This is a genomic window from Bradyrhizobium sp. USDA 4510 (assembly GCF_054059095.1).
This window is the reverse complement of the sequence record NZ_JBSSBT010000001.1, coordinates 1,258,598-1,281,501: the sequence shown is the minus strand read 5'-3', so window position 1 is coordinate 1,281,501 and position 22,904 is coordinate 1,258,598. Positions and strand designations below refer to the sequence as shown.

The 22,904-nt window shown below is 59.9% G+C and carries 16 protein-coding genes, 1 pseudogene and 1 riboswitch; of the genes and pseudogenes, 7 read left to right on the top strand and 10 right to left on the bottom strand.

The genetic code is table 11. From position 1 onward, the window contains the following. Positions 1-379: 379 nt before the first annotated feature. Positions 380-2,725 (bottom strand): 5-methyltetrahydropteroyltriglutamate--homocysteine S-methyltransferase, encoded by a 2,346-nt coding sequence (metE, locus tag ACVMDN_RS05665; protein ID WP_069276038.1) that lies wholly within the window; start codon positions 2,723-2,725, stop codon positions 380-382. 101 nt (positions 2,726-2,826) lie between these two features. Then, positions 2,827-3,026: riboswitch (cobalamin riboswitch) on the bottom strand. Positions 3,027-3,538: 512 nt separating this feature from the next. Here metE and ACVMDN_RS05660 point away from each other — a divergent pair. Further along, entirely contained in the window at positions 3,539-3,802 is a 264-nt protein-coding gene (locus ACVMDN_RS05660; RefSeq protein ID WP_141713270.1) for a hypothetical protein, read from the top strand. 568 nt (positions 3,803-4,370) lie between these two features. Then, positions 4,371-5,219, top strand: a complete 849-nt coding sequence (locus tag ACVMDN_RS05655; RefSeq protein ID WP_069276040.1) for a nodulate formation efficiency C protein — start codon at positions 4,371-4,373, stop codon at positions 5,217-5,219. Between the two features lie 531 nt (positions 5,220-5,750). Here the strand turns inward: ACVMDN_RS05655 and ACVMDN_RS05650 are convergent. The 8 genes and pseudogenes from ACVMDN_RS05650 to ACVMDN_RS05615 form a co-directional block, all read right to left on the bottom strand. After that, positions 5,751-5,933 (bottom strand): hypothetical protein, encoded by a 183-nt coding sequence (locus ACVMDN_RS05650; RefSeq protein WP_069276041.1) that lies wholly within the window; start codon positions 5,931-5,933, stop codon positions 5,751-5,753. A 387-nt stretch (positions 5,934-6,320) separates the two neighbouring features. Next, positions 6,321-7,758: pseudogene (locus tag ACVMDN_RS05645) on the bottom strand (IS701 family transposase). Positions 7,759-7,852: 94 nt separating this feature from the next. Further along, on the bottom strand, positions 7,853-8,197 hold the full coding sequence (locus ACVMDN_RS05640; protein WP_057019377.1) for a hypothetical protein: 345 nt from the start codon (positions 8,195-8,197) through the stop codon (positions 7,853-7,855). Then, complete coding sequence (locus ACVMDN_RS05635) at positions 8,197-9,288, bottom strand: IS5 family transposase (RefSeq protein ID WP_069276043.1); 1,092 nt, start codon at positions 9,286-9,288, stop codon at positions 8,197-8,199. The genes ACVMDN_RS05640 and ACVMDN_RS05635 overlap by 1 nt, the downstream gene beginning before the upstream one ends. Before the next feature lie 345 nt (positions 9,289-9,633). Beyond that, on the bottom strand, positions 9,634-10,812 hold the full coding sequence (locus ACVMDN_RS05630; protein WP_069276044.1) for a Wadjet anti-phage system protein JetD domain-containing protein: 1,179 nt from the start codon (positions 10,810-10,812) through the stop codon (positions 9,634-9,636). 2 nt (positions 10,813-10,814) lie between these two features. Then, the gene (locus ACVMDN_RS05625; protein WP_069276045.1) at positions 10,815-14,252 is read right to left on the bottom strand and encodes an SbcC/MukB-like Walker B domain-containing protein; all 3,438 of its coding nucleotides are present in this window, start codon (positions 14,250-14,252) and stop codon (positions 10,815-10,817) included. Next, complete coding sequence (locus ACVMDN_RS05620) at positions 14,249-14,818, bottom strand: DUF4194 domain-containing protein (protein ID WP_456835507.1); 570 nt, start codon at positions 14,816-14,818, stop codon at positions 14,249-14,251. The genes ACVMDN_RS05625 and ACVMDN_RS05620 overlap by 4 nt, the downstream gene beginning before the upstream one ends. A gap of 61 nt (positions 14,819-14,879) precedes the next feature. Continuing rightward, entirely contained in the window at positions 14,880-16,406 is a 1,527-nt protein-coding gene (locus ACVMDN_RS05615; protein WP_069276046.1) for a Wadjet anti-phage system protein JetA family protein, read from the bottom strand. Positions 16,407-16,774: 368 nt separating this feature from the next. Between ACVMDN_RS05615 and ACVMDN_RS05610 the strand changes: the two genes are divergently transcribed. From ACVMDN_RS05610 to ACVMDN_RS05595, 4 genes are all read left to right on the top strand, one after another. Further along, positions 16,775-17,014, top strand: coding sequence for a type II toxin-antitoxin system VapB family antitoxin (locus ACVMDN_RS05610; RefSeq protein ID WP_069276047.1), 240 nt, complete (start codon positions 16,775-16,777; stop codon positions 17,012-17,014). Beyond that, on the top strand, positions 17,014-17,403 hold the full coding sequence (locus tag ACVMDN_RS05605) for a type II toxin-antitoxin system VapC family toxin (RefSeq protein WP_069276048.1): 390 nt from the start codon (positions 17,014-17,016) through the stop codon (positions 17,401-17,403). The genes ACVMDN_RS05610 and ACVMDN_RS05605 overlap by 1 nt, the downstream gene beginning before the upstream one ends. 525 nt (positions 17,404-17,928) lie before the next feature. Next, a complete protein-coding gene (locus ACVMDN_RS05600) occupies positions 17,929-18,681 on the top strand; it encodes a thermonuclease family protein (protein WP_069276049.1) in 753 nt (250 codons plus the stop codon). 10 nt (positions 18,682-18,691) lie between these two features. Continuing rightward, a complete protein-coding gene (locus ACVMDN_RS05595) occupies positions 18,692-19,441 on the top strand; it encodes a carbonic anhydrase (RefSeq protein ID WP_069276050.1) in 750 nt (249 codons plus the stop codon). 826 nt (positions 19,442-20,267) lie between these two features. Here ACVMDN_RS05595 and ACVMDN_RS05590 read toward each other — a convergent pair. Continuing rightward, the gene (locus ACVMDN_RS05590) at positions 20,268-21,422 is read right to left on the bottom strand and encodes an 8-amino-7-oxononanoate synthase (RefSeq protein WP_069276051.1); all 1,155 of its coding nucleotides are present in this window, start codon (positions 21,420-21,422) and stop codon (positions 20,268-20,270) included. A 973-nt stretch (positions 21,423-22,395) separates the two neighbouring features. On the opposite strand from ACVMDN_RS05590, the gene ACVMDN_RS05585 reads away from it, so the two are divergent. Beyond that, on the top strand, positions 22,396-22,725 hold the full coding sequence (locus ACVMDN_RS05585) for a hypothetical protein (protein ID WP_069276052.1): 330 nt from the start codon (positions 22,396-22,398) through the stop codon (positions 22,723-22,725). Positions 22,726-22,904 lie beyond the last annotated feature (179 nt).

Genomic DNA, 22,904 nt, shown 5'->3' with positions numbered 1-22,904 from the left:
ATGACGGCCCGACTACCGCCCACGTCGCTCAACTCGGCAACACGTTGCGAAAATACTCATCAGCGACAAACCTTAGTGTAGATTTTTAATCCCAGGCAATATCGGCGGCATACCACGGCATAATTGAGCTCCCCTGAGCTTTTGTTTTAACTGTGGTCAGATTTTCGGCGGATGCCCTCGCCGTGATCGAACCATCGGCTGTCCTCCCTCCGCCGATGGACGTCGGTGCGATGCATAGAGCGTCGCTCCTCCCGGACACACTTCGCCCGGCCGCTAAAGGCGGCCGGGCTTTTTCGTTCCCCAAGTCCCCTCACGATCACCGACTGCGCAAAGTCCCACAAGCGATCGGCTTTCTCGACGAGAGACAACAGGCCAAGGCTCAACGGTCGACGGGAGCGGATCCAGCGCGCAGCTCGCGGGCGGCAGCGACCATGTTGACCAGTGCTGGGCGAACCTCCTCCCATTTCCGCGTCTTCAGGCCGCAGTCCGGATTGACCCAGAGCTGCGAGTCCTGCAGCCGCTTGCGAGCCAACGCCATGAGTCCCGTCATCTCGCTTGTCTCGGGCACGCGAGGAGAATGGATGTCGTACACGCCCGGCCCGATTTGATTTGGATATTTGTAGTTCCGAAACGCGTCAAGCAATTCCATCTTCGAGCGCGAGGTCTCGATCGAGATGACATCGGCGTCCATTGCAGCAATCGCATCGATGATGTCGTTGAATTCCGAGTAGCACATATGGGTATGAATCTGGGTTTGATCGGCGACGCCCGATGAGCAGATGCGGAAGCAATCCCCGGCCCAGTCGAGATAGGCCGCCCACTCCGATCGACGCGGTGGCAACCCCTCGCGCAGCGCTGCTTCGTCGATCTGGATCATGGTCGCACCCGCATTCTCGAGATCCCTGACTTCGTCTCGGATCGCGAGCGCAAGTTGGCGGCAGGCCTCGCTTCTGGGAATATCATCGCGAACAAACGACCAGTTCAAAATCGTTACCGGTCCGGTCAACATCGCCTTCATCGGCTTGTTGGTTAGTGATTGCGCGTAGCGCCACCAGTCCACGGTGATCGGCTTCGGCCGCGAGACGTCGCCAAACAGGATCGGTGGCCGAACGCAGCGCGAGCCATAGGATTGTACCCAGCCGTTTTTGGTAAATGCGAAGCCGGCGAGTTGCTCGCCGAAGTACTGCACCATGTCATTGCGCTCAAACTCGCCGTGCACGAGCACGTCCAGGCCAATGTCCTCCTGCCAACGGACAACACGCGCAGTCTCCTCCTTGAGAAACTTGTCGTATTGCCCGTCGCTCATCGAGCCTCTCGCGTGCGCCGCGCGGGCATTACGCACCTCTGCGGTCTGCGGAAACGATCCGATCGTCGTGGTCGGAAACGCCGGCAGTTTGAAGCGCTTGCGTTGGATCTCGGCACGGCTGGCAAATGGGCTGACGCGCCGTCGCATGGTCTGATTGATCGCACTCATCCGGACGGCGACATTGGCGTCACGGATCTTCGGGGAAGTTCCGCGGCGGGTGGTAACGCGCTCCGATTCCGCAAGAGCGTCGGCAACATCCTGATCGCCTGCGAGTGCCCGTGCCAAGGTCGCAAGCTCGCGAATCTTCTGAACCGAGAACGCAAGCCAGCTCTTGACATCGGAAGCAAGCTCCGTTTCGAGTTCAACATCGACCGGCACGTGAAGCAGCGAACAGGATGGGGCGATCTGTACGCGATCCTTGCCGAGCTTCGCAATGGCGGGATCGAGCCGCTGGCGCAGCGCCGACAAATTCGTCCGCCACACATTGCGACCGTCTATCACGCCGAGTGACATGACGAGTTCACTTCGCCCGGCAGCAATGATCTGATCCAATAACTCCGGCGCCCGAACCAGATCGACATGCAGGCCGGCAACAGGTAGGCGCAAGGCGGTGTGAAGATTGTCGCCAAGGTGGCCAAAATAGCTGGCAACCATGATCTTGATGGCCGGCCCTTCCTTGGCGAGCCGGTCATAGGCATGCAGCAAAGATTTTTTTGCCCCCTGATCCAGATCAAGGACCATACAGGGCTCGTCAAATTGAACCCATTCTGCTCCGCGTTTGGCCAATTCCTGCAGAACCTTGATATAGATCGGTATCAGGTCATCCAGGAGTGACAGTGGCTGGATCGCGGGATCCGCACTCTTGCCTAGCTTCAAGAAAGTGGCCGGACCGATCAGGACAGGGCGCGTCTGAAAGCCAAGGGCCTTGGCTTCCTCATACTCCTCGATAGGCTTGCGAGAGGAGAGTCTGAAAGTCTGCCCCCGATGAAATTCCGGAACCATGTAGTGGTAGTTGGTATCGAACCACTTGGTCATCTCCTGCGCGGGTGCGCCATAGCCGCGAGGTCCGTGACCGCAACTCGCATCCTGACTGCCGCTTTGTGAACCGCGTGCCATGGCGAAATACGTCTTGAGAGAAGCAGGCTCGGCTTTCGAGGCATAGACTTCCGGGATGGCGCCGACCATGACACTGGTGTCGAGCACCTGATCGTATAGCGAGAAATCGTTCGACGGAATGATGGTGACACCGAGGGATTTCTGGCGCGCCCAGTTCGCCGCACGTAGGCCGGCTGCGTCCTCGAGCAATTGCTGTTCGCTGATTCTTCCGGCCCAATAGCTTTCGAGCGCGAGTTTAAGCTCGCGTCTTGGACCGATGCGCGGCGTTCCGAGCGTGGCAACCGGAAGCGAGAGAAGAGACATAGCGTTAACCCATGTTGGGGGCAAAGGCCATGGCGGACGCAGGCAGGAGACGTCGCGCGAGCGACGGCTGCTTGGCGCACCACCGGGACACCCCGCCCGTGGACGAACATATTGTCGGGGCAGGTCTCCTGGCTCGCGGGTCATCGCCACTGTCCGGCCTTCCCGAAGCCGCGCAGGCTTCAGTGACTCTGTTGGACAGCGGCTCGCCGCTCACAGTTGCGGGGGCAGCGCCGGCATCACCGGCTTCCCTCTTAGCTCCGGATCAAGCAGGAACCGGAGCACCTCGACGACTTGGATTATCGGCAAGACAACTCCGCCGTCAACCTCTCAAATTGATGCTGCGACGTCTCCTACGTGTTGACGATGCACGGCCACTCTTGATCGCGACGTTGAAGCCACTCTCCAATCACAGATATCGGGGTGACCATCTGCGAGGCGCGTTGGCGTCGGACCGCGTGTCAGATCATGGAAGAGACGAATGCGGCCTGGGCGATGAAGGTCACGGTGCCGAGACAGGACGCTCTTCACGCGATCCAGCTTTCAAACATTCATCGAGCACCCTTCGATAAGTCCCCCTTTCTCCACCAACAACCAGTGTGAATAGGCGCGCTATACGCTAAATCCGCCGGCATACTCAGCGAGCATGTTGATCTACGACCAATCCTGGTAGGCGCCATGCGGACGTTTTTTGGCGATACTGCGAAAAGCAAGCATAGTGAATCACCAACGAAAAGAGTAGCTCGCAATGAAAATGGCTGTTTGGAGTGCCCTCGGCGTCTTTGCTGCTGCCGTCTTTGCGGTCGGCCTGTTCGGGTGGATAGCAAGGCCACTTATGAACCCGGCCGTCAGACAGATGCTCTCGAACGTTTTGAGCAGTTCAAGCCGAAGCTAGCTCAACCCGAGGGGCTTGGCCTTCTTGCCCGGTCGGTACGACTGCATGGAAGCGCGGCTCTTCCAAATGTTGACTACGGCGACGAACTGATAGACGCCGGTCACGAAGCGGGCCATCACGCGAGCGGCGAATGTCGTCGTCCCATCGTCTGCCTGACTTTTGAACTTGCGAGCGCCAATTCCTAATCGCTCGCCGCTGATGGGCGGCTTCGCCTCGTTGTGGCCATAAAGCGCCTTGCACAACCGGTTGAGGCACTCTCGACCTTGGCAGCAGCGGCAACGAACCCGGACCACACCGGTTCGATGGCGGCAAACCTGCACTCAATTGTCGTCTGGCTTCTGGCAGCGAGGCTTTCAAAACTGCGCTGCTCGGAGATCCAGTGCGTGACAGGAATGAGCCACGAAAGTCGCTGCGAATAGGCTTAATGGCAACATAAATAAGGTGCGCAGGTCGGGAAGTCGACAAAGGCGGCACAAATCTGGTGCGAACTGCCTGCTATTGCCTGGCACGAAGAATGCAAGTCCTCGCTTGCCCAGGCTTCTCCTCCTGGGCTGGTCCAGCATTGCAAGTTGAAGCTTTGGCTGACCACTGAAGTTAGCGGCGCGTGACATCGAGGGACAGCGCCTGCTTGCGCGGGACATCAGCAGGTGCTCGCGTCACGTTGCCGCTAACTTCTAGCGATCTCGTAGAGCACGTCGAAGATTGTCCGCTTTGGAATTGACGCGTGGATGAGAACCAGATAGGCCGGCAGCAATGAAGAGAATGTCTGGAACGCGCGTGCTTTGGTTCTGTCTCGGTCGATCGCTGATCTGCCTGGCCGGGCTGGCAGCGACAAACAGCAACGTTCGCGCCAACGACAGCGCGCCTGTCGAAAGGGTCAAGTCAACGTGGCGAGCGCAAGACGGCGAGACTATAGAACAAATCATCTCCAAGGTCTCGAAGGTGGCTCACTTCGTCCCTCGGTCGTGGGGAGTCGCTGAAGCAATTGACCGAACAGAGTATGTGTACTTTTCGTGGACCAGGCACCAAGACAACAAATCAGACGAACAGTACGCAATCACTTGGAAGATCGCGACCGACGGAACGATCAGACTTGCGTCGCCATATGCCAAGCCGATTGAATTGGGCTGGCGCGCCTTTGCGCTCTCGTTGATCGCCAGTGAGGTCACCGATGGCGAAAGGGACGCAAATCTTCGCTTTCTGCACGATCCTGTTAACTTCAACTTCGTAACGACCGCACAAGGCAAGCTCGGCAATCTTCTGCGGCACGGCCGGTGCCATATCATTGAGCCCGTTGCGGTGGATTACGCGGCGAAACCGAATGACAAACCGACGAAAAAGGGTGATCTTTGGCGCGTTCTGCTTTTGGTGAACTGCAAGATCCCAGGGCCCCATTATTTTACTCGCAACGGCGTCATCGCTTTCGAGAAAAGCGAAGGACAAGATTGGGAGCCTCAATCTTTTTTTGCCAAACGTATCGCAGCCTTTCCTGCAGGCTCTTGGTTCGATCGCATAGAGCCAAATAAACGAGAAACAATAGAGAGGGCGCGAAAGGCCTCGGCCAATGATCGCACAGAGCAAGATCGCGGCGCAGCTCCTTGACGCTGAGCGCCTCTGAGTAGCGGCCAAAGCACACACGCTCGGAAACGTTGACGTGTGCTGTTCTGTCTTTGCAACAGACCGGCAGCCTCTCTCGCAGCTTGTCACAGGAAAAGGCACACAGCACTGTTGCTCGCGGCTCATTGTGCGAGAAATCGATGCTATGATCAGACGACCACGTGCCGGCTTACGAGAACCGATTTAGCCTTCCCCGCACATACGCGGTGCGCGGACGCCAATCTACGACGAGGCCAGCTCGAAATCCCATTCTGCAGCGGACTTCGCCCAGCAGGCGTGCGCGCAGCGCATCGCTTCAACGGAAAATGGCACCCGCAGGAGCGTGAGCATAGCGACGCCGAAGGCGGCACGCGGGACCGAGTGCAGCGACGAGACCGGTTAAATGGGTACCCGGGAACGGGGCAGTGATAGCGACGCCGGCATTCTTGATGGCGGCGGGCGCCTTTCCCGAGTACCCCCGGCGAGGAGCTCCGCAGCCGTGCGCAATGGATGGACCGTAGACTTGAGACGGAGGATCTAGATTTCCTCGGGCGCATTCGTCTGCGCGTCATGAATCCTGATCTGAAGCATGGGAAAGCGCTTCTTTAATTCTTCCCTACCCGCCCGGGCGCCGTCTCTCGTTGTAAACTCGGCTTCGAGTCGGCCGTCCACTTCAAGCCCGTAACAAGAGATCGGCAATTCACGGCTGGCTGCAACCATTTCGTTCCCATTGTGCAGTGAGGTGCTTGAGAACGATGCGTAATGAGTCGCCCAAACCGCACCAGGGTAAGCTGCTCGAGTGCGATGACGCATGTCGTGGATTGATGCCTCGCACTGGCTGGCGCCTGGGATGGGAATTCGTCCAACCAGGCGGCGCATGCACGATCAAGCCATCGGCTTGACATAGCTACCCTCCCAGCTACCCTGGGCCACGCGCACCTCGTGCTGAGCCTCATGGTATCTGCTCTCCGACTATTCGGGCCAGTTCAACGCAAGACCGTTGCGCACAAGCAATTCAGCAAGATCCCGTCCGCGACCAAACAGGTCGTGACGGTGCCCACAATACCGGTGGAGGTTGAGCGGAACACAGTTGGTGGAGCGCTAGTCTTACTGCGTCACAAACGATGATCTGTGTAGTGGTCGAACTTGATCGCACAACAAGGACATCTCGACAGCATTCGGACGAGCCCATGTTCGAGCCGCCGTCGCATCGTCGCGATCGAATTTGGAATGTGACGTTGGGTCCGCAGTGGCAGATCCGCGGGGTCTGTAATCTGCGGGAACGCGATCGAGCGGGATCGGCCGGGCGCGCCGAGCGCCTGAGGGGGGAATCGTCTCCCCGCTCGGAGATCAGGAATCCGTAGGCCGCAATGCACATCGTTGCGTGATGATGAAAGCCGCGCCAGCCGCGTCCCTCGAAGTGGCCGAGCCCGACCTCCTGCTTGAGGTCCTGATAGTCGCGTTCGATGCGCCAGCGCATTTTAGCCGTCTCAACGAGCGTCCGGAATGCCACATCTTCCGGCAATGTCGAGAGCCAGTATTTGGTAGGCTGGTCCTCGCCTTTCGGCCATTCGATCAGCAACCATTCCTGCGCTCGCCGGGTGGTTTGCCAATAATCACGATGCGCGGCACGAACCCGCACGCGGGCAAAGCGCGAGGTCAGCTTTTCGTTCGTTCCTTGCCGCCACGTGATGGTGCGCCAAGCTTTGGCCGGCAGGCCGATCGCGAGCGCCTTGACGGCGGCTGGCTGATGCTGACGGTTGCGGCGCATCAGTTTCGGTGGACGGCCGCGGCCCGACCATGGCTTCGGCGGCAAGGGATCGGTGCCGGGAGCCCATACCGTCGTGCTCGACAGAAGACCCGCCACATAGGTCAATCCCAGCGCCGTGATCTCGGTGCGCAGGTCGCTGTTGTTGCCATAGCCAGCGTCCATCAGCACGACACCGCGCGGAAGGCCGCTCGCACAGGCCCGCCGCAACTGCTCCAGCGCGATCTCCGGCTTGGTCTGGAAGCCGACTTCGGCAGGAATGCCCACCTTGCGCCGCCGATCGCGGTCCTCAGTCCATTCCTTCGGAAGATAAAGGCGGTAAGCGACAGGCAGGCTGGCGTGGTGGTTGGCAATCGACAGCGACACCGCCACCTGGCAATTATCCTGCTTGCCGAGCTGCCCGCAATATTGCCGTGCAACTCCAACCGAATGTCGCCCCTGCTTGGGAAATCCGGTGTCATCGATGATCCAGGCTTCGATGGGGCCCTGGCGTTCAATCGCCGGCAGGACCATCTCGCGTACCTTGCCCAGCACCTTCTCATCCGACCAGGCGCCGCTGCCGACGAAATGCAGCAGCGATTGATGCTGGGCCGCCGTCCGCTCCGGAGCCGTCACCGCCGCCATCGGCTCCACGCTCTTGCGACCGCCACAGGCCATCAGGCCGACGCAATAGTCGCGCAGCGGCGCCTTCCGATCAGCATGACCGATGACACTGGCAAGCCCTTCCAAATACGCCTCAAATCGCTTCTCGCTCGTCTTCGTGCCACGCCCGCTCATGTCGGCCTCATTGGCTAATGGTCCATGCTGCAACCATCATTGATTCTGGCCGGCGGTTTTGTGACTCAGTCAGACTAGCAGGCCGTTGAAGAACTCAGCCGCGTTCGCAAACGAACGCTGAATCGTCGCCATTGTGGATGTAGAAGTGGCCAACGAGCCTGCCCGCAGTGCCGATCATGGCCCATCCGCGACCACAGGACGGATCATTCTCGTCGTGCCCCTCCCATGAGAACTCGGCGCAGGCCGATCCGTCGCGGGTGCCGTAGCGAGCATCCAGGAAGCCCTTGAGAGCCCCAAACGCTATTTCGCCATCGGACTTGCCACGGAAGGTGAGATGCGCCTCTCCGACAAGATCGAGGAAGTCGCTGTCCCAGTTGTCCATTTCGACGATGCGCCAGCGGCCGGCAAAGGCCTTGGCAAAGCCGGGCACCTTGGCCATCAACCGGTCTCCGCGATCAACTTGGGCAGACGCACCAGATTGTAGGCGGCCGCAGCGAAGGTAAAGGCCCATCCGACCCGATCACGGCCACGGAATCTGGTCTTCTCTTGCCCGGCGACCGTCTTGATCCAGCCGAATGCCTCCTCAATCCGCTTGCGGATGCGCTGGCTGACAGCATAACCGCCGTGCCGGGTCGTACGCCCGTCGATCGCAGAGCTACGGCCGCCGGTATTCTGCGCAACATGCGGCGTCACGTTCATCGAGCGCAGCTCGTTGACGAAGTCTTCTGCATCGTAGGCTTTGTCGGCACCAAGCGTGATCGCTGTCGGTCGATCGGCACGAGGCTCGATCATGTGCAGCGCGGCCACCCGTTCGGCATGCCCACCGGCCTGCGTCAGGCAGGCGTCGACCAGCAAGCCGTGGCGGTTCTCCATCAGCCCGTGCCCGATGAAGCACAGCTTCGTCTCCTTGCCTTTCCCCTTGCGGTAGAGCCTGGCCTCCGGATCGGTGGTCGAAGCATGGGTGTCGTTGGAGCGCTTCTGGCCATGGAAGTTCGCTTCAGCATTGCGCCCGCCGCCTTGGGCCGGCGGCTCGCCGGAGCTATCCTTCGGTTTGACGCTCTTCATCGAGGCCCAGGCCTCGATCAGCGTGCCGTCGACCGAGAAGTGATCGCTCGACAGAAGCTTCTTCACCCTGGGCTGCGCCAGCACCGCCGCCAGGAACTTCGCCGCGATGTCGCCTTCCAGCAGCCGGTCGCGGTTCTTCGAGAATACCGAATGGTCCCAAGCTGCATCGTCGACTCCGATTCCGACGAACCAGCGGAACAGCAAATCATATTCCAACCGCTCCATCAGAAGTCGCTCCGAGCGGATCGAATAAAACGCCTGCAACAGCATCGCCCGCAGCAGCTTCTCCGGCGGGATCGACGGCCGTCCAATCGGCGAATAAAGGGCGGCGAACTCGTGCTCCAGCGCCGCCAGCGCCTCGTTCACGATCGTCCGGATCCCTCGCAGCGGATGATCACGCCGCACCCTTGCTTCCAGGTCGACGTAGCTGAACAGCTCGCCCGTTCGATTGTCGCCGCCGCGCACGCACCATCTCCGAATCTCGTCGGAGCCAATGAATCATGATCCTCGGTCGGCGGCGACCGCCTTTTTTCAACAGCCTGCTAGACGTCGCAAGCTGTTGAGAAATGATAGCGAACAAATCACGGACGAGCGCCGGCGAAATATTTCGCGGCACCAAGGCGACGGGGCCATCTTATTTCTTGTTCGACGGCCGCCACGCAGTCGGTGAGCGTGGCCGTGTGGTTATGCGCTCGAAGATCGCCAAGGTCGTCACCGACCACAGAGAGTATCCCACTTTCGAACACCTTGCAGGAGGAATTGACAGTGCTCGATTCCATGATACCGACCGCTCTTGGTTTTTACCGACGCTCACGGAGGAGCGGTAGGATCCGGTAAGACGGGATTGAGCTCCTCTTGCTCAAGCGTCTTTGCTCCGTCCCCTGCTAAATAGGCCGCGAGCACCGCAATACCGGAGTCTGGTGGACACCGCGCCGGAGCGGCCTTCCTCAGTGGCACCTGCCCCGATCTTTCGGCGATTTCGACACTCATGAGGTGGGGTCTAATCGGACGTCCGACTGCGCGCTCGATCGTGTGGAATATCCACGTCCCATCCGGATCAATGTCTGACCAGTGGAAGATCGGCGTGTTTCCAGACACCATTTGCGTAATCGTGCGCAGCGCCTGCTGGGTGGCGAGAGAGGGGTATCCACCCACGTACATCGTCGCTCCCTCTCGATCTGGATCGGCCTCGGCGACATGTCTGTTGAAGCTCGCGAAATTTTCGATGGTAAGAAGGTAGGCTGGTGGCCGCCGGAATCGGATGCGATCCGCCTCCTTGGGCGGGATGCCTAGATAGCGTGGAGAAATCTGGGACAAATCGGCGCCATCGAGATCGATCCTTCCGGCGATGAGAAGCGGCGGCGCGAAGCGCTCCAGTCCGATCGTCCGCAGCGCCTCGCGGGGCCGCGCTCCGGGCGGGAGCTCGAGGATGCCGCCAAGAAGTCGGACGACCGCGCCTTCGACGCGTTCGAGGGCTTTGCTATCGCCGACCGTTCTTCGCGAGAAGGTCCGATAATCGACATCCAAATGCCTATTCTCCAGAATTGCTTGGGCGAGGGCGAAGGCGTCGCGGAGCTTGTCCACATCGGATGAGGCGAACCCGTGCCAGCTCTTGGCTCGCCCCCAAGTTTCCGCTATCGCGGCAGCCGCTTCCACCAAGCGCCAATCCAGCGCGATGTCCGCACAGAGGCGCCTACCAGCCTCTTGGGCGATCTGAGCGGCCGGAACGCGTCCGAGATAGTGGTAGAGCGCGTCCGCGGCTTGAAGTCTGACGTGCACAATCTGATCCCGCCTGGTTCCGCGTCCCCTTGCGAGACTAACGGCGCCGACCGCCTCGGCCCGCGCGATCTGCCTCAGGAAGACGTCCGCAGCCACCACGTTGGGAAATGCGTCATAGTCGGGATGTGCGATGGGGTTGGCGGTCCCACCTTCGTAGCGATCCAGCAGATCGTTCAGTAGTCCGTTCGCCTCACTGAAACGACGCACCATGGCTACTCGGCGGCCAGACGTGCGGCAAGGTCGTCGGCGGTCATCAGGTCCGGATCGATCGCACGCAGTTCGCGCTTGGCCTTTTCCTTCAACGAGACGACCGTTGCCCTCGACTGCTCGCCGATGCGATCGACCTCCACGATGGTGTCCATATGCTCTAGCACCGCGACCCGCTTCTCGAAAGGCGCGGCAATCACAAACTGCAGGCCCAGATTCTTATAGAAGCTCATCATCTGGCGCTGGTTCTTGCCGTCCATTTTCGAGAAGACCTCGTCGAACATCGCAAGCGCGAAGCCGGCCGGCTTGCCGGCGCGACGCTCGGCACTGCCGTAGACGGCCGCAAGCGAGGCGCCGATGGCGACGTAAATTGGAACCTGTTGTTCAGCACCTGATCCGGTGCCACGGCGCTGCTCCCAACGGGTCGAGCGGCCGGTACCGACGTCTTCCATGTGGATCTCGAAGGTGTAGAAATTTCTGTAATCCTCGAACTGGGTGAAATCCTTGTCGGGATCTTCGAGCAGCGCTTCGAGTGCCAGGATCGTGTCCTTGTGGGGGAAGTCATCCGATACGTCTCCGCGGAAGAGCATGTCGAGCGCCTCGGGAGAGGTCTTGCCGATCTCGATGATCTTCAGGATCGGCTGAAATTCCACCACCTGGGTACGGTGAAAGGAGTATCGTTCATTGTGGAAGGGGTGCGCGTAGAGGCTGCGGTTCAGCGACTGGAGCTCCCGCTCCATCTTTCCGATCCGAGCCGAGAGCGCATTAATGAACTCACCTCGCAGTAACATGGACGCTTTCTCGGCCGCGTCACGCGCCTGACGTTCGTACTGCCGCAATTCGTTGGACTCTATCTCCTCGATTAACTGCGCCATCCATGGCTTGACCTCCTGAAGAGGCTCGCTCTCGATGCCGATCTGGGAGCTGACGCCGAAATCGTCGAAATAGCCGTCCAAGAACTCGCGCACCTGCCGTTCGATCCGACCGCGCTCGTCGTTCGCCGCGTCGGCGTCCTTGACGGCCTTCTCAGCCATGCTGCGATGCCGGTCGGCCTCGTTCTTGTGAGCGCGGGCATCAAGGCGCGCCCGATATATCGGCCGGCCTTTTGACGCAGAGTAGAGGGGCAGATTCTTGACGAAAAGCGACCAAGCGATCTTCAGATTGAGCTCGGAGCCGGGTACGTTTTCGCCGTCACCGAGCCTACTCTTCGCCGCCCGGACGTCGCCGTCGTGTTTGTTGAAGGCAGTCTGCTGAGTCTCGCGCTCGGCGATCCTTCGGTCCTTCAGTTGCTGCTGGGCACGTTTTTTCTGGCGAAGACCGCCGTCGCCGGCGTCGTCCAGAGCCGCGAGCTTCGCTTGAGCATCTGCCATCTTAGCCTGCACTGCGGCGAAGGCCGCAGCGCAGGTCTTCAGATCGCCCGCGGGCGCGTCGCACAGGGCTTTCAGCGCCATGAACGCGCCGTCAGCGATCTCGGCTTCCTTCGCGGCCTGGCGTAGCGATACTTCCAGCTCGTCCGCCTGCTCGTGCAGCGCGCGCAACGCGTTCGCCTGGGCAGCCTTGCCGATCTTGTGCTCCGAAGGCTCGATTGATCGATGGGTGCGGACCAGGCCATCGTCGTAGAGGCCGTCCTTCATGATGGCGCGGCCCGGCCTGTTGAACTGGTCCAGGGTGTCCGCAAGGCGCACGGAACCATACCGGCGCATGATAAACGACAGCGCGTCCGGATCCTCCGTGCGGAAGATCGAAGGAAACGTTCCTGGCTCCGGCTTGGCCCTGAATTGCTCCAGCTTGTTAAGGCTCACCAGGGACGTGCGCCGGAACTCGCGCCGCCCTTCCTTGAAGATCGCGGTCGCATCGCCGATATGCGGCCTGTCGACGAACACCGCATCCCGATCGCGGCCAAGAAGCGCTTCAGCGGCACCCGTCCAACCCGGCTCGGCGACCTCGATCAGTTCGCACAAGACGCGTGGCGCCATGCCTTTTTGACGAAGCCGGAGACATAAGCGCTCGGTGTCCGGCTCGAGGTGCGCGCGCGCCCCTCCCGAGGCGTGCTGCCGGACCCGCTCCAGCAAGTCATCCCGCTGGCTACGTAACTGCGAGGCTTTTGCGATGACCTCCTGACGCGCTTCGTCGATCTTCGCGAGTCGTTGCCCTCCCAAGATTGTCAGGGCGTTTTCGGCCGCAACCAGTTCGTCGGAAACGGCCCCAACCGAGGCGGCACCTACAGCGGCAAGCAGCCGGTCCACGGCCGGAATGAAATCGTCGAAGCCGCGCCCGCCCATGGCACACAACGGTTGCAGGCGCCGGATGGTGTCGATGCGCGCCTTGAAATCAGCTGCAGCGCGTTGCGCGGACTGCTCCGCCACCGCGGCGGTCTGCTGCAGCGACTTCCTGCCAGTCTTGGCGTCGTGTTCGGCGATGGCCTCGGTAAGCCGTTGCAGCTCATCGTCGATCGCTCTGATGTCTTCATTCAAGAATTTCAGTTCGCCGCCCGCGGCTTCGCGCTGCGCGCTCGCGAGCCGGAGCCTCACCCTGAAGTCACGGTTGATAGCGCGGGCGGCAAGCCACTCCGCGCGCTTGCCAATCCACTGCTCGCGGAACTTGGTCTCCAGTGCCTCTTCCAGCGCCGTCAGAATAGCCTTCAGTTCCTTCAGTGCCTCCAGCTTGAGGCGCATCTTCCGGATCGTGTCGCTAATGTTGCGGTAGGTCTGAATCGACTCGCGCAGTTCCTTGATACCGATCGGGCTGTCCTCAAGGATGTAGTTCCGCACGAACTGCGTGGCTGTCTGGTTGTGGTCGAGCGTCATGGCGTTGACGATCGATTTCTGCAGCGCGTTGGCGTTCTGTTCGCCATACGGCGAGTGCGGCAGGAGATGGCGCATATACTCGCGGACATAATCGCTCGCCCGATCGCGGTGATTGACGAAATTACCTTCGCCGACGGCGCAGATGATTCGGGCGCGCGCGTCCTCCCATTGCGCTGGAAATAGTGCCTTTCCACGCTGTTCGATGAAGTCATTGGACGTGAGCACCGCGCCGACCGCGATGAACAGCGCGAGCACGGTCTCTCTACTGTCGGACTTCCGGGCTTCGAGCGCCATGCCGATGGTGACGGAAGGCCGCGCTCCGTCCGTGTCTTCAAAACCGAGCGCGATGTAGGTGCGCGCCTCGTCGCGCCGGCGCTGATCCTCGCCGAGCGTGCCGAGGCAGTAGTCGACGACGCTGCGCTTCGAGCTGCCGCGCGATCTTCCGCCGTCGCCGGCAACCGCGTTCAGGCGCAGGAAGCGTCGGTTGCCACCGGTGAGGACGACCTGCGCCATATCGAGGATCGTCGATTTGCCGGAGCGGTTCTCACCTAGCACGCCCACGTGAGCGGTCACTTCGATGTCGGCAACATCGAATAGGTGCCAGTTCACCATAGTCAGGTGGCGCAGTTGCATCATGCGTCATCTCCCGCGACCTGCGGAAAGCGGGCTTCCTCGCTTTTGACGTAGCGCTCGAGCCTTTGGAGCGCGTCACCGCCGCTGATCAGCTTGATCATCGGCCGGATCCTGACCTCCCAGTCCTGCTGTTCGTCGTCGAAGTCACCGATCTCGACAAGACTACGCTGGGCGGCCTCACGCAGAATGTCGCGGAAGCGGGCTGCGGAGATGGCGCCGCCCCCACTATGCTGCGCCATCTCCCGGTACCGATCGAAGAGGTCGTTCAGCGTCGCGACGACCACGGCTCGGTCCTCGACGGCCCCGACGTTCACTTCCTGCTGCCAGTACGCGGCCAGCACGAGCATAACGATGGTTTCGTCGAGCTTCATCCGGGGCAGCGGCACGTCCTCGTCCATCGCGACGATCCCTGCCCACTGCGCCTCCGGATCGCGATGGACGCGATAACCGCAACTGTCGAAGAAGCCGTCGACCACGTCGCGGAAGCGGCCATCCATCATCGTGTTGTAGACCGTCCCGGTGCGAGGGTCCCCGGCGAACACGAATTGTCGTCGCAGCAAGAAATGCAACGCCTTCCGAAGATCGGCCGCCTTCTCCGCGCCGGCGGAGCGCTCGATGTTGTCAAATTCGCTAAGCATGGACTGCTCTGCCTTTCGCCGTCGTACCCGATCGTCTGACCACGAAGTTCGCGCACCTGAGCCACTCGCTATCGTGCGGAGGCGTGTCGGGGCTTGGCTCCAGATCGAAGCCAGCCGCGATCTGCGCCGGCACGTCGCCGGTTAGCGCATAACGTCGGGCGCAGTCGAAGGCGAGGAAATCGTCAACGGTGCCGATCTGCATGAAGCGCGCCTCCTTGGTCGCGAACGGAGGAACCTGCCCCTCGAGGAATCTTTTGACGTCCTCGGGGCGCGGCGCGATGCGAGCGATGTACTCCAGGCGAAGCTGCTTCCGCAGTTCGTAGAGCGGATCCGACGGCGGCCCGGCGAGTTCTCTTGCCTCGACAGGGCGGCGCGGCTGTCTAGCCGGCGCCTGATGGTGTTCAGACCAGGGCGACCGCAGTGGCTCAATGTTCCATTCGACGGTTGCCTCGTCGTGCCTGCCCTTGCGGAGCAGAGCGTCGAGCCGCCGCACCAGGTCGCCGGCGCGCCCGACGAGTCCCTGTGCTCCACGCTCGGCGTACTTGATAGTATTTCGAACACGTGCCTCGAGTTGTCTGCGGAAGGTCTCGATCCGATCGAACATCTCGCCGATCTGCTCGAAGATGCTTTCGATGGCCAACAAATCGTCAGCCGCAGCCATCCGGCCCTCTTCGAGATCGGACGCCATGCTTGCTGCGGCGTATTCCTCGGCCAGCACCTGCATCGTCTCGGACGTGTAGGAAATTCTGCGAGCAAGATCCACGATCGCGTCGCGAAAGCGGTACGGATGGTTGACGGTGAGGATGGACTCGAAATCCTTCAGCAGCAGCTGGTCGACGAACTCCTCGAAAAAGGCTTCCAGGCGGGTGCCCACGGTCTTCGATTCCATGACCGTCCGTCGGATACGCTTGAGGTCAGCCAAAATGGCCCGCAGACTCTTGGTGAATTGATCGGCCTGATTGCGCGCCTCGCGGACGGCGAGTGCGGCCTCGCGTTGCTTGCGGTCGGTAATCTCGGGTGTGAGCTTTTCAACGGCTTCCAGATTAAGGCGGATTTGCACGATCAAGCCGCCGAACCGCTGGGAGAGGTCCTTATTGAGGCTCGCCAGACGCTGGATCACGAGCAGGGGTCCCATGGCCATGTCCACGGTCACCCGAAGTCCGTACTCCTCCTCCTCGAGCCATCCCCATGCGACGAGCCGCGTGTAAAGTTGGCGCGCCAGGCCGAGCGCCTTGTCTCCCTTCTCGGATGTGAGTGCGACGTCGACCTTGCGGATGCGGCGGCGCCGCGCTGAGATCATTTCAGGCAGCGCGCCGAAATCGTCGCCGTCGTCCCACAAGGCGGGGTTTGCCCGCATGACGTCGTAGATCGCGTGAATGACCTGCTGCGGCGCAGGGAAAGCGGGCGCGCCCGAGAAGAAGCGCTCATGAAGATCCAGCAGACATGCCGCGTAGAGATGTTTGTGGTCCCGCGAAAAGGCCAGGAACGCGTCGTCGTGCAAATGGCGAAACAATGCCAATCAGAAGCTCCATCAATCGAACATGCCCGAGCCAGATCGGAACAAGCTAATATATTGAAAATCCTATTGAACTTTTGATGCGAGGACCGGGAGGTACAACTGGCGGTGGGCGATCGTTCTGTTTATGTTCGAATATAACGTCCTGAGAACGTACTGTCGAGGGCTTCACCGCAGTCCACGTATCCGCCTCGTTCCAATGCCGGGACTTTCGAAGACCCCGCTGAGTTCGAGGACCTGCTACTTGGCGGCTCGTCCCTGCCGCCATCACTTTATAACGTCGTAATATCAAATACTTGACCCGAGTCTGGAAATACGCCCCTGCTCAGGTACCTAAGCATGGATACCTATATACCCGAACAGAAGTACCCATGGCCTACAACATCGAGGACCGCGAGACCGACCGAATCATTCGCGAACTCGCCGCACTCAAAGGCAAGCCGATCCTCGATTGCGTTCGCGAGGCTTGCGAACATGAAATTCAGCGTGAGCGCCTAAAGACGCCGCTCTGGGACCGGCTGCAACCGCTGCTCGATCGCATCGCCAGCGCTCCCAAAACCGGTCTGACCGCCGACAAGGCGTTTTTCGACGATCTGTCCGGTGATGTCTGATGATGATCGATGCCTCAGCCCTGGTCGCGATCTTGCTGCGCGAACCGGACGCGGCTGAGCTCGTCATGGCAATTGCCGACGCCAAGGCGCCGTTCGCCTCAGCCATCGCAGTATATGAAACGGTCTGTGCTCTCACGCGCGTCAACGCATGGGGTGCGCCGGAAGCGGAGGCCGCAGTGCGGGAATTTCTCGACGCCGCATCCATCCGCGTGTGCGCGATTGCCGACGGCATGATATTGACCGCCGCTATGGCGTTCGGTCGGTTCGGAAAGGGGCGACATCTTGGCGATTGTTACGCCTATGCCTGCGCCAAGACCTATCGCGCGCCACTGCTGCACAAGGGTGACAACTTTCCGCGAACCGATCTCGAGCTGGTCCGCAAGCGATAAGCTATTGGCAACTTCTGTAAGATTGCATCGATGATATGGCGACCATCCGCGGTGTGGAGATGAGCACCATCGCCAAGCGCGATCTTCATCTTGAAGCGCATGTTGCGTGAACAGATGCCAGCGCGGATCCAAGTCGATAGATCGTGGGCCGCAAAGAGAGTGACCGCGAACGCGCTGTAAGCCAGGTTCATTTGCTTTGATGGCATTCGCTTTCCGGGAGCAACTCGGTTGGCTTTTCGACTACACCGACGCCGGGCGAGTTCAACGCTCCGCCGATGACTTTCCTGCTGGGGTCAAGCCCTTTGCGGTGCGCGCCTACTGAGAGAGACGGTCGAGGCCGGCATACCGCAACACTTATCCTGGAAGAAATCGCTTGAACCTCACGTCACGTCAGGGCGTAGGTTGGAAATCACAACCAAGATTTCACCAACCAACGCCGAACGATGCAACACAGGCCAAATAGCAGACATGGTGCGATCAAGCAGGCGAATGTAGCGACGCCGGATTGCACGTGGTGTTGAACGGATGGACCAAGAGAGAAAGGCCGTCGGGATGAAACACCGCGCAATGATGGCTGCATTGCTCGCTGTCATCACATCTCCGGCTTGCGCAGCGAAACTCAGCGGCCCTCCGCGCATCGTCGACGGCAATACGATTGAGATCGAGCAAACTAAAATTCGGCTCTCGGGCATCGACGCGCCAGAGACGGATCAGATTTGCCTCGACGCCCACGGTCAGAAATGGGCTTGCGGCATCGCTGCTCGCGATGAGCTTATCAAGCATTCGAACGGACGAACGTGGGATTGTCATACCACCGGGCGAGATGAGTACGGCAGGTCACTCGGGAGCTGCTTCATCGCAGGCGAGGACGTGAACGCGTGGATGGTACGCTCGGGTTGGGCACTATCATGGGGTCGAAATATCCATATCTACGCCGTCTATGAGGTTGTGGCGAGCCATGCCTATGCCGGCCTATGGTCGGGGGCGTTCATCACGCCTTGGGACTGGCGTCACCGCAACAATGGAACGATCATCATTGGCGCGAGCTCGGTACCGACCGATGCCCAGGAGCTCCTGCTCGGACCCGCTTTGGCATCGGACCCGCCCTCACCCGAGTGTCTGATAAAAGGCACTGTGGGCGGCAACGGCGAGCGCATCTATCACTTGCCCGGGCAATTCGGTTACGGACAAATCGACATGACGAAGAAGCAGGGTGAACGCTGGCTCTGCAGCGAAGCGGAGGCTGAAGCCACGGGATGGCGTAAAGCCGCGCGATAAGGCGACACACATGCATGCCGACCATTCCCCGAATATATCTTGCGCGCTCACGATAAAGCCTTCGCGCCGGTCACTTTTGCTGTCGCTGTTGGCGTTTTCGGCGGTTGGCATGCGGCTTGGCGACAACATAGTTGACGCGAAGGAAGCAAAAAGGCCACCCAAGCCGGATAATATGCTCACGCCGGATGCTGCGCTGAGGCGGCTAGTCGAAGGTAATGACCGGTTTGTCCAGGGCACATCACTAGGCGGCGATTTCAAGCGCGAGCGTCAGGCTTTAGTCGATGGACAAAATCCATATGCGGCGGTTCTGAGCTGCGCCGATTCTCGCATAGCGCCTGAACTTGCCTTCGACAGCGGGCTTGGTGACCTGTTTGTCTGCCGCCTCGCCGGCAATTTTGCCAACGATGACACCCTCGCCAGTATGGAATACGCGGTCGCTGTGCTGAACACGCCATTGATCTTGGTACTCGGGCACGATCGTTGCGGCGCGATAGACGCCACGATCAAGTCGCTCAACGACGAAAAGCCGGCGCCGGGACATATTCCATCGCTCGTCGCTGCGCTTGCGCCTGCGGTACGGGAATCCCACCAGCAAACCGGTGATGCGTTCGCCAATGCCATCCGGCAGAACGTAGTCGATAACGTCGATAAACTTAAATCGGCAGGCCCGGTTCTGAACGCGGCAGTTGAGCAGAACAGACTAAAGGTAATCGGTGGTCTGTACCGGCTCGACACCGGCAAGGTCGATCTGCTGAACTGACCCTGGCACCTTCGCAGCCGTTTGAATGCCTAACGCTGCTTCGGTTGAGTCCGCGAAATTCGCTCGTCCATCGATAAATGCACCGGATGTGATCCGCTCCACAATTGACATACAATTTCGGAATATCTTTTTGTATGCGCGAGCTCTTTATCCTCCTCGTACTCTACCTACTTATGTTGGCAACGCGCAGCCAGCACCAACATAATTTCCTGTCGTGACCGACAGTTCCATGCCTTCGGTTAACGCCATAGCCAACAGTTGACTGAAGCCGCAGATGCGCGGCAACGGATGTTGGGATATAAGCGCTACTCTCGGCGAGGGGACAACCCTCAAAATAGCCTCGCCGGATCATCCGTCATGGCATCGAAACAGATCGGCCCGTTCAGGGTGCCCGGCTCAGCTGGGGCTGAAAATCACATATAGCAGAATTACGACCGCGACGGCTGCCCATCCGGCTGATGTAAGGAACACTGTTGCTCGCGACGGCATCGGACTGTCTCTCCTGCAAGCGAGTGCCAGTCTTGGAAACGAAGCATCGCTGGATTCGCTTTAAGACCATACCTTGCATCCGCAATAAACCGGAACTTTTCGCACGCGACAATTGCGATTACCGGCTAGAACGCAGAAAAGTCCTCTGAGCCTTCGCTGACACGCCTCGAGCCTGGCACCCAAGGATCGATGGACGCCTTGAGAATGCCACCCAAAGAGCGCTGGTAGCGCTGCGTAGCTGAGCCTTGTCAATTTGCTTTCCGAAGTGCTCCCTTCAAAAAGGAGCATCTGCGTGTGTCGGCGCGGACTTTTGAAGACCGTTTTGCCGATCCCGTAATCATCTTGCGCGGCCGCATTGCACGCCCCAGGTCTCTTCGACCAACGCATCGATCATGTCGGATACATCATCCTGCCCGACGTTAAGTGTCAGCGAAATCCGCAACCGTGCCGTTCCCACAGGCACCGTTGGCGGCCGTATCCCACGGATATCAAAGCCACGCGCCTGGAGTGCAGAGGCGAGCCGCATCGTGCGAGCGTTGTCGCCCACAACATAAGGAATAATCTGTGAGTTCGAAGAACTCGCGCGACCGCACACAACGAGCTGCCGATGTGTAAAGTTGACCAGATCGATTAGACGTCGTTGCCGCTCAGGCTCCTCCTGCAGGATTAAGATCGCCTCTCGTACCGCGACGGCCATTAGGGGGGATGGCGCGGTGGCGAAAATGAATGGACGGCACCGATTGATCATGAAGTCGCGCAATACGCCGGAAGCCGTGACAAGCGCGCCCGCCGCGCCCAGCGCCTTGCCGCAGGTGTGGATTACCAAAAGATTTTCGCGCCCCTCATAGGGCGCGGTGAGCCCCCGTCCCTGCTCGCCGTAAACACCTGTGGCATGAGCCTCGTCCACAACCAGGAACGCCTCGTAGCGCTCGGCGATTGCGACCAGATCTTTAAGCGGCGCGAAGTCTCCGTCCATACTATAGAGGCTCTCCACCACGATCCAGACGCGCCCCTTGCCGCCCCTGGCTCGCCAGTCGCCAATCCTGTCTTCGATCGACTGGAGGTCATTATGTGTGCTTATCCGGAACTCGGCTCGGCCCGCTCGTGCGCCTTCATGAATGCTGGCATGTACGAGCGAATCGAGAACAAGCAAATCGCCCTGCTGCGGCAACGTCGTTAGAACAGCAAAATTTGCGATGTAACCGCCGCCGAGGAACAGCGCCGTCTGCGTTCGGAAGAACCGCGCCGCCTCCGCTTCAAGAGCTTCGTGCTCCTCACAATTACCGCGCAGGAGCCGTGACCCGCCAGCTCCGATCGGCGTGCCGGCATCGAGCGCGGTGCACAGGGCTTTCTTCATACGAGGCGCGCTTGCCAGCGCCAGATAATCGTTTGAAGCAAAATCGGTCCCTGTGCGGGGTTTGAGGCCGCGCAGCCGATCATCTTCTTTTAAGGCTTCTAGTGCTGCGACATAACCATTAAGCGGCGTATTCATTGACCAATTATCCTAACGCCTGCAGCAGGGCGCGATCAATCGAGCCTTCGTGGCACAGATCTCGGATTGTCTCACCGGGGAGCGACGGATCTGCAAGCCAATCTAACCGCACCGGCCGAAGAGGCAGGGCGCCTTCCAGTCCATCGGTAATAGGACCCCCGTTCGGCGAACAAGCCTCATGCTCGGCTGCCTCTCGCTTCTAACCGTCGCGATCAAGGCACCAGGATCGCTCAGCGGCGCCATCAATCGCACGCCCTTGACTCGTCCCATAACGTGAATGAGCAAGCAGGACGAGCATGCCGACGCAATCCTCGACACGCTCGCCCATGCCGGTGACGACGACGCTACTCACCTTGATACCTCACGCGGAGACATCTGCGCCCCAATTGCCCGCACCTAAAAGCCCCCTTCCAAACGCCCGCCGAGAGAGTGAACCAGGTACGATGCGAACCATCCCATCCCCGCGTAGCTATGTTGGCAGATCGCGCGTCCTCATGCGTGCGCAAACTTCGTACAGAGCGGACGAGCGTACGTTCGCTCGGCGAGTGTGATCGAATCGTATCATAAGCGCACGCTGCGGACCCCGGGGCTCGCGAGACGATACCCAACTTCGGCGCGCCAAATCACTGATCTCCTCGGCGCGCGTCGCGGCAGCCGCGCACAAAGCGATATGCGAGTAGCCAAATTCATCGTGGACCAAACCACACCCGAACTTGGCCGGATGTGCGTCGTCCGGAAAACGGGTGCGAGCTTTGTACGAAACGGACGAATGCACATTGCTATCACCGTGGACGTGCTCAAAGTGGACCACAAGAGTAGTCCTGAACCGTCCGCGTCATGGTCATCGGACGCGAATAGTCGAGCCGTTCCGCGATGGCGGGCTCAAGTAGTAACAATTATAGTGCTCCATGCCACTGGGCGGTACAATAAATCCCTTACGTAAGGTCCGTTCCGGACATAGGAGACCGGCGACATGTACGGGCACGTCGCGCGTGCCAACATCGATCGCTATCTCAGCGTGCTCTACAGCACTGATCTCACCCACCATGAGCGACAGGCGGTCACGAAGTTGTTGCTCGGCGAGTTGGACAAGCTCGGTCATGACCCCGCGCAGCTAGAGTTTGCCGAAAAGCGAGCCGCGAACGGCCGCGAAAGGGTGAACCACGCCAGGCGCCTACGCGAATCCTATGCACTCGGCACAACAGAACGCGAAGAATCGGATACGTTGTTGGTAGCGGTCGAAAGTCTTCAAAGCCTGCTGGATGCTTTTATCGTGGCTTGCACGAGTTCTCTGGGCAACTGAGACGGCGACTTGATCGTAAAAATGACACCAGGTGCGGCACGATATCGACTTGATCTTCGTCACATTCCTGCTTGTCCATCGCTTCTAACTCTAGCTCAAGTATGGATCTCCATGGCGGAGATCGAATTTGCTGACTGCGGCTTTATGTCGTGAACCGCTATCCGCGGGATGAAATCCAC